Annotated in this window: 6 protein-coding genes and 2 pseudogenes; 5 read left to right on the forward strand and 3 right to left on the reverse strand. The window is 46.5% G+C overall.

Translation table 11 applies throughout. From position 1 onward, the window contains the following. Positions 1-151 precede the first annotated feature (151 nt). Positions 152-1,720, reverse strand: coding sequence for a c-type cytochrome (locus BLW34_RS14310; RefSeq protein ID WP_090580994.1), 1,569 nt, complete (start codon positions 1,718-1,720; stop codon positions 152-154). A 471-nt stretch (positions 1,721-2,191) separates the two neighbouring features. Between BLW34_RS14310 and BLW34_RS14315 the strand changes: the two genes are divergently transcribed. The 3 genes and pseudogenes from BLW34_RS14315 to BLW34_RS14325 all read left to right on the forward strand — a co-directional run bounded on the left by BLW34_RS14315 (position 2,192) and on the right by BLW34_RS14325 (position 4,122). Then, a complete protein-coding gene (locus BLW34_RS14315) occupies positions 2,192-2,647 on the forward strand; it encodes a hypothetical protein (RefSeq protein WP_090580999.1) in 456 nt (151 codons plus the stop codon). 77 nt (positions 2,648-2,724) lie between these two features. Then, positions 2,725-2,862, forward strand: a pseudogene (locus BLW34_RS14320) (IS4 family transposase); the annotation flags it as partial. 111 nt (positions 2,863-2,973) lie between these two features. After that, positions 2,974-4,122, forward strand: a complete 1,149-nt coding sequence (locus tag BLW34_RS14325; RefSeq protein WP_090581005.1) for an HD-GYP domain-containing protein — start codon at positions 2,974-2,976, stop codon at positions 4,120-4,122. Between the two features lie 121 nt (positions 4,123-4,243). Here BLW34_RS14325 and arsD read toward each other — a convergent pair whose 3' ends face one another. Next, on the reverse strand, positions 4,244-4,594 hold the full coding sequence (gene arsD, locus BLW34_RS14330) for an arsenite efflux transporter metallochaperone ArsD (protein WP_090581009.1): 351 nt from the start codon (positions 4,592-4,594) through the stop codon (positions 4,244-4,246). Between the two features lie 96 nt (positions 4,595-4,690). Continuing rightward, positions 4,691-5,276 (reverse strand): annotated as a pseudogene (locus tag BLW34_RS14335) (ArsB/NhaD family transporter); the annotation flags it as partial. An 813-nt stretch (positions 5,277-6,089) separates the two neighbouring features. On the opposite strand from BLW34_RS14335, the gene BLW34_RS14345 reads away from it, so the two are divergent. Continuing rightward, positions 6,090-6,497 carry a DoxX family protein gene (locus BLW34_RS14345; protein ID WP_256203816.1) on the forward strand — a complete coding sequence of 136 codons (408 nt, stop codon included), beginning with the start codon at positions 6,090-6,092 and terminating at the stop codon, positions 6,495-6,497. A 94-nt stretch (positions 6,498-6,591) separates the two neighbouring features. After that, the coding region (locus BLW34_RS14350) for a cell wall hydrolase (RefSeq protein WP_090581016.1) at positions 6,592-7,137 on the forward strand (546 nt) is incomplete at its 3' end.

Below are 7,137 nucleotides of genomic sequence, written 5' to 3' on the forward strand. Positions count from 1 at the left end.
GCGCTGAAAAACTTGGTATGCAACTCGTTCCCGCTCCTCAATCAACTTAAAAAATCATTCAACTAATCATGTGGATATATTGTGTTTCTTGAGAGGCTGGGCAGCAATCTCTCCCAGCCTCATTTGGACAATTACGCAGCAGCCCGCCACATCAGCGTGTCTTCAAGAATTCGATCAACGCATACTTATCTTCATCCGAAAGCTCTGCTCCAAAGTAGTGCCCCTGATTTTCAAAGAGATCCGGGCAGAGACTTTCGCCAGTGTTGGGATCAAGACTTGCAAACTGAGCAATAGGAGTCCCAGCGGGAAGCGTGACTACACCAGATGGGGTCGGCAATTGTACTGGGTCGGTAGTGCGCAGAATCGAACTGGGTTCATCTCGCTTATCAGGATTCAGCAACAGATCCATTGCATCCTGGTATGCTGTGATACGACCAGCCACTGATGGATCACCGATGCTTCGGCCCAGTCTGTTATTGTGAAAGAAAGGAGCAGTTGCCCAAATACCCACAAGAGGCATGTCACGGTAAAAACCTGGTCCGCCGGTAGGCCGTTCCTTATATTGATCCGAAGAAAATGCAGCCCAGATGTGGCCAGCCATCCAGTTAGTAGTACGGGCACGACAGCTGTTCGTACCAATCTCAGTAAAAAGATGAATCAAATCGCCAGAGAAAACATCTCGCCTTAACGAACGGTCTCCATCAGAATGGCATGATTCGCATGCCTGAAAAAAGACTCTCTTACCCTTCCCTACCACTTTCCAATCGATATAATGTGCGCCTTCCGGGGCATGCACCAAGCGTGGAGCACGTGGTGTTTGAAGAAATGCGCAGAGCTTGCCTACCGACTCTTCCGCTTGCAGGAGCTCTGGGCATACCTGCCTGCACTCTGCGAGGTTAATGGGCGTTTGGCTCCCGCCAGGGCCGTTGGCAAGGTGCCCAATCATGCACTCTGCAGCACACATACCGATATTGAAATAGACACGAAGTGTCGCCTGCTCACAACCAATATCATCTTCTCCTCCCTGCCCGTTACGATGAACGCGAGCAGGCTCGCCATTAACAGTCACATCAAAGAATGGACGATCCGGTACTGACCAGATCGGTGTAATCATTCCCGGATTATTAATGTGATCATTCTCCAGTAAAGTGGTATCGACAGTGCCAGGAGCCCAGCTGGAAAAGATTTGATAGCGCGGATCGTGCGGCGAAAGATGGCCCTTAAAAAGCTTGTCGATCCGCAGATATTGATTCCCCACTGTAGGATGAATGTTTTCTTCTTGTGGATTATTTAGATTTGAAGGAGGACGAACTGGATCAAACCCAGCATGACAAGCGGCACAGGTGATCCCTATAAGCGGAGGCCCTCCTGAGGGATTTGGAAACTTGCGCACTCCTATGACACCGGCGGACTCAGGATCTGCACATCGATCGAAATAGCCCGTCGATGCATCACCTGGGGTGCAGTCTGGGTCATTAATAACCCCATACTCATCAAAACGATTATCCCGTGGCCAGGTTAACATTTGGTCAAAACCAATCTGGAGACTGAAGGGAGCATTAGGTAAGATAAGACTAAAAAAACGCTCTCCTCCAAAAGTACTGTTGAACCAGATATTGCGCCCTTCTGCAATATCCTTTTTGTTTTCTGCAAAACATACTGCTGCTGTGAGTGATAACATAGCAATATATAGCATAACGGCGGGTAGTATTTTTCTCATGCTGTCCTCCTCCTTAAAGGTAAGAATCACATCTGAGGAATATAGGAAAAATAAATAACGATTAAAAATATTACAGATAGAAATAATTAGCAATATGCCAAAAATATATTGTTACGATTTAAATAGCTAAAACCCATCAATACATTTGACATCTTGCTGGATTCTGTTGTTTCCATTGATAGGTGATCAAGAAGAATATCGGCATAATCATAAACTTGTAACTGGATTCAGCAGTTATTGATAACTGCACTGCCTTTTATGCCGTCCTTTTTGCTGTGCCCATCAACTGGTTTCAAAGGGGTGCAGTAAATTGCCATTCACTTTGCATCAACTGTCATTAATCCCAAGGATCCCTCAACTTTCCGCACTTGTTAGCAATCTTGCCGGTTCCGAACTTGAGGAATATCGTACTGGTCAGTTACCGATAGATGACAAGACGACTCTAGCTCTCGCGATCGAGCGAACCCAATTTTGCTTCAGGGATCTATCGATATTAACGACGAACTGCTTGCTGACACTGCCTTTGAATTAGATCAGCGGGCACTGGACAAGGTTCGAACCTTCATAAGCACTTTGGCTGAAAATGAGGCTACCTGTGCGTTGCAATATCGCAATCATGTATTCCGGTTCACCGATGTCGACCAGGTTCGCCGTAGCCTTGAACGTCTTAGCAAGGATAACCTTCACGAGGATGAGCAACTTTTGAAGGGGGAGTTCCAAGGGGTTCTTCCGAAGCGACGAACCTTTGAGTTCAAGATCACTGGATCGGACCAAATTATCATTGGGAAAATCACACCTGCCATCGAGGGTGTTGATCTAATCAATAAGCACCTCCATCATCAAGTCGAAATTCGGACAATGGTCACGCAAGTTGGTGATGGCCGCCCACGATATCTACTACTTGATCTGCCGCATTGGAACGATTGAGCGGTAGTCGGTCAAACTGGTCTTCAGTAATTCGAAGGGGTACTCAGGCGAAAATACGTTGATACCTACCGCCCCTTACTACTAAGGTTATCGTGAAGATGCCTACACTGCTTGATCTGAAGGGTAATATCCCAAGCCTTATTCATATCTCAGACAGCAAGATGGCCGACGTGCATGCACTCGATTTGTTGCAGTCCGAGCCTGGTGCAATATTTTCTACCCGATGGTTAATGCAACAGAGTTCCAAACTTGGAGTATGGATTGCATGGTAAATCGTTTAGAATGTTGCACCAGCCAACCGAAAAATCTTCGCTACCGAAAATTTTATGCAGCAGCAAAAAGATCTTTTTACGCATCAGGATACTCTGGCTAATTTGCACGAAAATATCCCACTAACGGAAAAACTGCGTTTCTTGCATCAAATCATTCGCCAAGATTTTCCATTCCTTGATCGTTTGGCAATAGCACTATTTGATGAAAAAACGCAAATTCTCAAAACTTACACGCACAGCACTGAAGGAAATGATAGCCCGGTAACAACGTATGAAGCGCCCCTCAGCTCGGCGCCTTCGTTGCATGCCATCATCGAGCATCGCCGTCCTCGTTTGGTGCAGGATCTTAATATTTTTTCCCAAGGCACGCATGAGCACACCAAGCGCATCGCTGCCAAAGGGTACAAATCCAGTTACACCATGCCGCTGTATCAAAGCAGAACCTTTATTGGTTTTTTGTTCTTTAACTCGTTGCAGGCGCATCCTTTTACATCACAGTCGTTGCGTCAGATTGATATTTATGGGCATTTGATCGCGCTGATGGTGATCAATGAACTGACGGCAATCCGCACGCTAATTGCCGCAGTCCGCGCAGCACGCAGCATGACGCATTATCGTGACTTGGAAACCGGCTCGCATATCGACCGCACCGCGCACTATGCACGCCTGATTGCTCGCGAACTTGCCAGCAACTATGACATTACAGATGAGCAGATTGAGCATATTTTTCTGTTTTCACCGATGCATGATGTGGGCAAGATCGGCATTCCGGATAACATTCTGCGCAAACCCAGCCGGCTTGACGACAGTGAATTCGATGTGATGAAAACACATCCGGAAAAAGGCCGCGAAATTATCGAAGCCGTGCTGAAAGATTTCAGTTTAGGCACTTTCGGTCATGTCGATATTCTGCGCAATATTGCGGAATATCATCATGAAGCGATGGATGGCAGCGGCTATCCCAAGGGTTTGAAAGGCGATGAGATTCCAATTGAAGCACGCATCAGCGCGGTTGCGGATGTGTTTGACGCTTTGACATCCCGCCGCGTGTACAAAGCAGCGTGGACAAATGAAGAAGCTTTTGCAGTCTTGCAGAAAATGTCGAATGCCAAACTGGACCGCGATTGCGTCAATGCATTGATCAACAATCTCGATAAAGTATTAGCGATCCAGCAACAGTTCCGCGATGAAGAATTGATTTGACGGCTTTGTTGCATTAACCCGAATAATTGTCATTTCGAGCATAGCGAGAAATCTATAACGCTGATTCGCAAAGATTCCTCACTGTGTTCTGAATGACAAAGATGCGTTATTCAGCGTTTTCTTAGCAACAGCCGCCGCAACAACTCGATTCTTCGACTTCTTCCTCCAGAGGAATCCCCGCCCAGCGCGCCAGTTCGCTACGCTGCGGATAGCGACCTGCCAATGCCACTTCTCCGTCTACCAGTATTAATGGCAGCGCTTCAGCACCAGAGCGTTCCAAAAATGCTTTCACCGTAGAATTATCCGCAAAAGCCATGGGTTGCTGTGCCAGATTAAAACGCTCGATGGCAACATCGTGTTGTTTGACCCAATCGACATCAGCGGAAAAACCGGCCAGTTCCTGGTCTACGTCGGAACCGCAAGCGCCTGAGCTACAGCATGAGGCGGGGTCAAATACATGGATAGTTGTCATTTTGATTCTCCTATAAAGTTAAACTAACAAGGTTGATAAAATTCAATTCTGCTTTCAGGCATTCACGGTTATGTTGCAATTCTTGCAACGGTAATTTCATTGAATGCTAAGCCACATAGCGAGGGCAGCCAGCGTGACAAGCAATACTGGCACCGTCAACACAATTCCCACCTGAAAGTAATACCCCCATGTGATAACCGTATTTTTCCGCGCCAATACATGCAACCACAACAAGGTTGCCAGGCTGCCAATCGGCGTGATTTTTGGCCCCAGATCACAACTGATCACGTTGGCGTAAATCATGGCGCCCTTTACCACGCCGGTTGCACTGGTTGCGTCGATCGACAATGCGCCGATCAGTACCGTAGGCATATTATTCATGATGGACGATAAGAAAGCGGCCAGAAAACCGGTGCCAAGCGTTGCCCCCCACATGCCATAACTGGCAAAAATATCAAGCAGACCGGTAATATATCCGGTCAAGCCTTCATTGCGCAAACCATACACCACCCAATACATGCCCAGTGAAAAAATAACGATCTGCCATGGCGCTTCGCGCACTACTTTTCGGGTTAATCACATGACTGCGTGCCGCCACTGCGAGCAATATGAGCGAACCAGCCGCTGCTACAAGACTGATGGACGCGCCCAAAGATTCCAGACCAAAAAAGCCGGTAAGCAGTGATGTGTCGTAAACAATTTTCCACGGTGGGTAATCCTTTGTCAGCATGCGCCATTGGCGCCTCGATTTTGCTGATGTAGAGAACCGCATTGACGATAGCGCATTTGCTGTGAATCGGCTTTTTCCCTCGTGGATCTTTATGCTCAAGCTGGTGCGAGACTAGCCCCATTCTTCCTCTGATAAGTCGCTTTGGTACATTGACTTCATAAAATGGTTGAGATCATAGTCGCAACGATATGACGAATAATCGAATTATTTCAAGACACCTTCTAAAAGTATGGATAGCAGGAGCCAAACGCGGCCTGACAATAGCGATCAAAAAAAACTCAGGCGGCGCAATGCAGTGGAACTCGTGATTGGACACATGAAAAACGAGAGGCGCCTAGGGAGGAACTTTTTGAAAGGCACCGCAGGTGATGCTATGAATACCATACTGTGCGGCGCTGGCTATAAACTTGCACAAGATTCTGCGCCAATTGGCGCTTTTGTGTGCTCGTTTGGGGATCAATCTTAATCGGTTATTGATTGGCAATATGTCTAACCTACAACTTGGCAGTTGAAAAAACGGGTTCCTCAGGGACGACTAACTATCTGATTACTAATAGTAGTATCAAAAGGGATAGGATAATTTATTGATTTTATTAAAATTTGAGGTTCTAATGGAAAATTCGGGTTGAACGGATCATTTGCTGCAAAACCAGGCAGTTTATTTGTTTTCTACAAGCCTGCCTATAGTTGTTTCTCGAAAAGATTAACCCTATCCTTGATGATCTATTCGAGCACTAAATATTTTGAGTATTTAAGGAGAAGAATATGATGAGCCTTCCATTTCAAAGCGATGCACTGGGCAAATTAACTTTACGTCTCACGGTAGGAATATTAATGTTATTTCATGGTGTACATAAGATATTCAACCCAAGCTCTCTCGATTTTATTAGCAAACAACTCGCTAACGTTGATCTGCCTCAGGGTCTGGCTTATGGAGTTTATTTGGGAGAAGTGATTGCACCGCTCATGATTATTCTTGGCGTTTTTGCCCGGTTTGGTGGTTTACTCGTTTTCAGTAACATGATATTTGCAATAGTGCTTGCACATCGCAGTCAATTATTGACATTAACAGATACCGGCGGCTATACACTGGAATTGCAAATATTCTTTTTGCTTACAGGACTTGCGGTGTTCTTTCTTGGAAGTGGCAGAATTGCCGTTAAACCAGACTAGAATCTGTAGGATTTAAGGTTGATTGAAAGGATTTAGACCTGAGTACTGCCAGTCAAGTCTGGGGTAGCGCAAAAAGGTGTTTATTTTTTCTATAATGGGTTTTCATTCACAAATTCTGGTTTCATGCCTAACGGCGTTGTGCGCGCTAGATGGCGTTGCGTCGGCGCAGTTGGCCAAGGCATCCCGGCAAAGCACCCTGTTCGACTGTAACAAGGCTCGCCGAGACGAAGTATCCTGCTTGGCCTGCAATATTTACTTTGAAGCTCGTGGTGAATCGATGAGGGAACAGGCCAAGGTCGCTAGTGTGACGATGAGGCGGCTTGTCAGTCCAACCTACCCGAGAACACTGTGCGGCGTGGTCTGGCAGCCGTACCAGTTCTCGTGGACGGACGACGGCAAGAGCGATAAGGTATACGATGGCAATGCCTGGGCGCGGGCGTTGTTCCTGGCCGGGACAATGGTTTCCGATCACAGGCTAGGAAGCAAAGTCAAGAGCTATGTCGATACCGGTAAGGGGATGAATGAGGTGCTGTGGTATCACAGCAAGAAGATACTCTCTTATTTCGCAACCATTTTTGGAAAAATCATGCCGCCTCCATGTCGAAGAACTTGCTACCGTCAAAGGGTTGTTTGTTATGTA

The organism is Nitrosomonas sp. Nm58 (genome assembly GCF_900107335.1).
Lineage (GTDB): Bacteria > Pseudomonadota > Gammaproteobacteria > Burkholderiales > Nitrosomonadaceae > Nitrosomonas.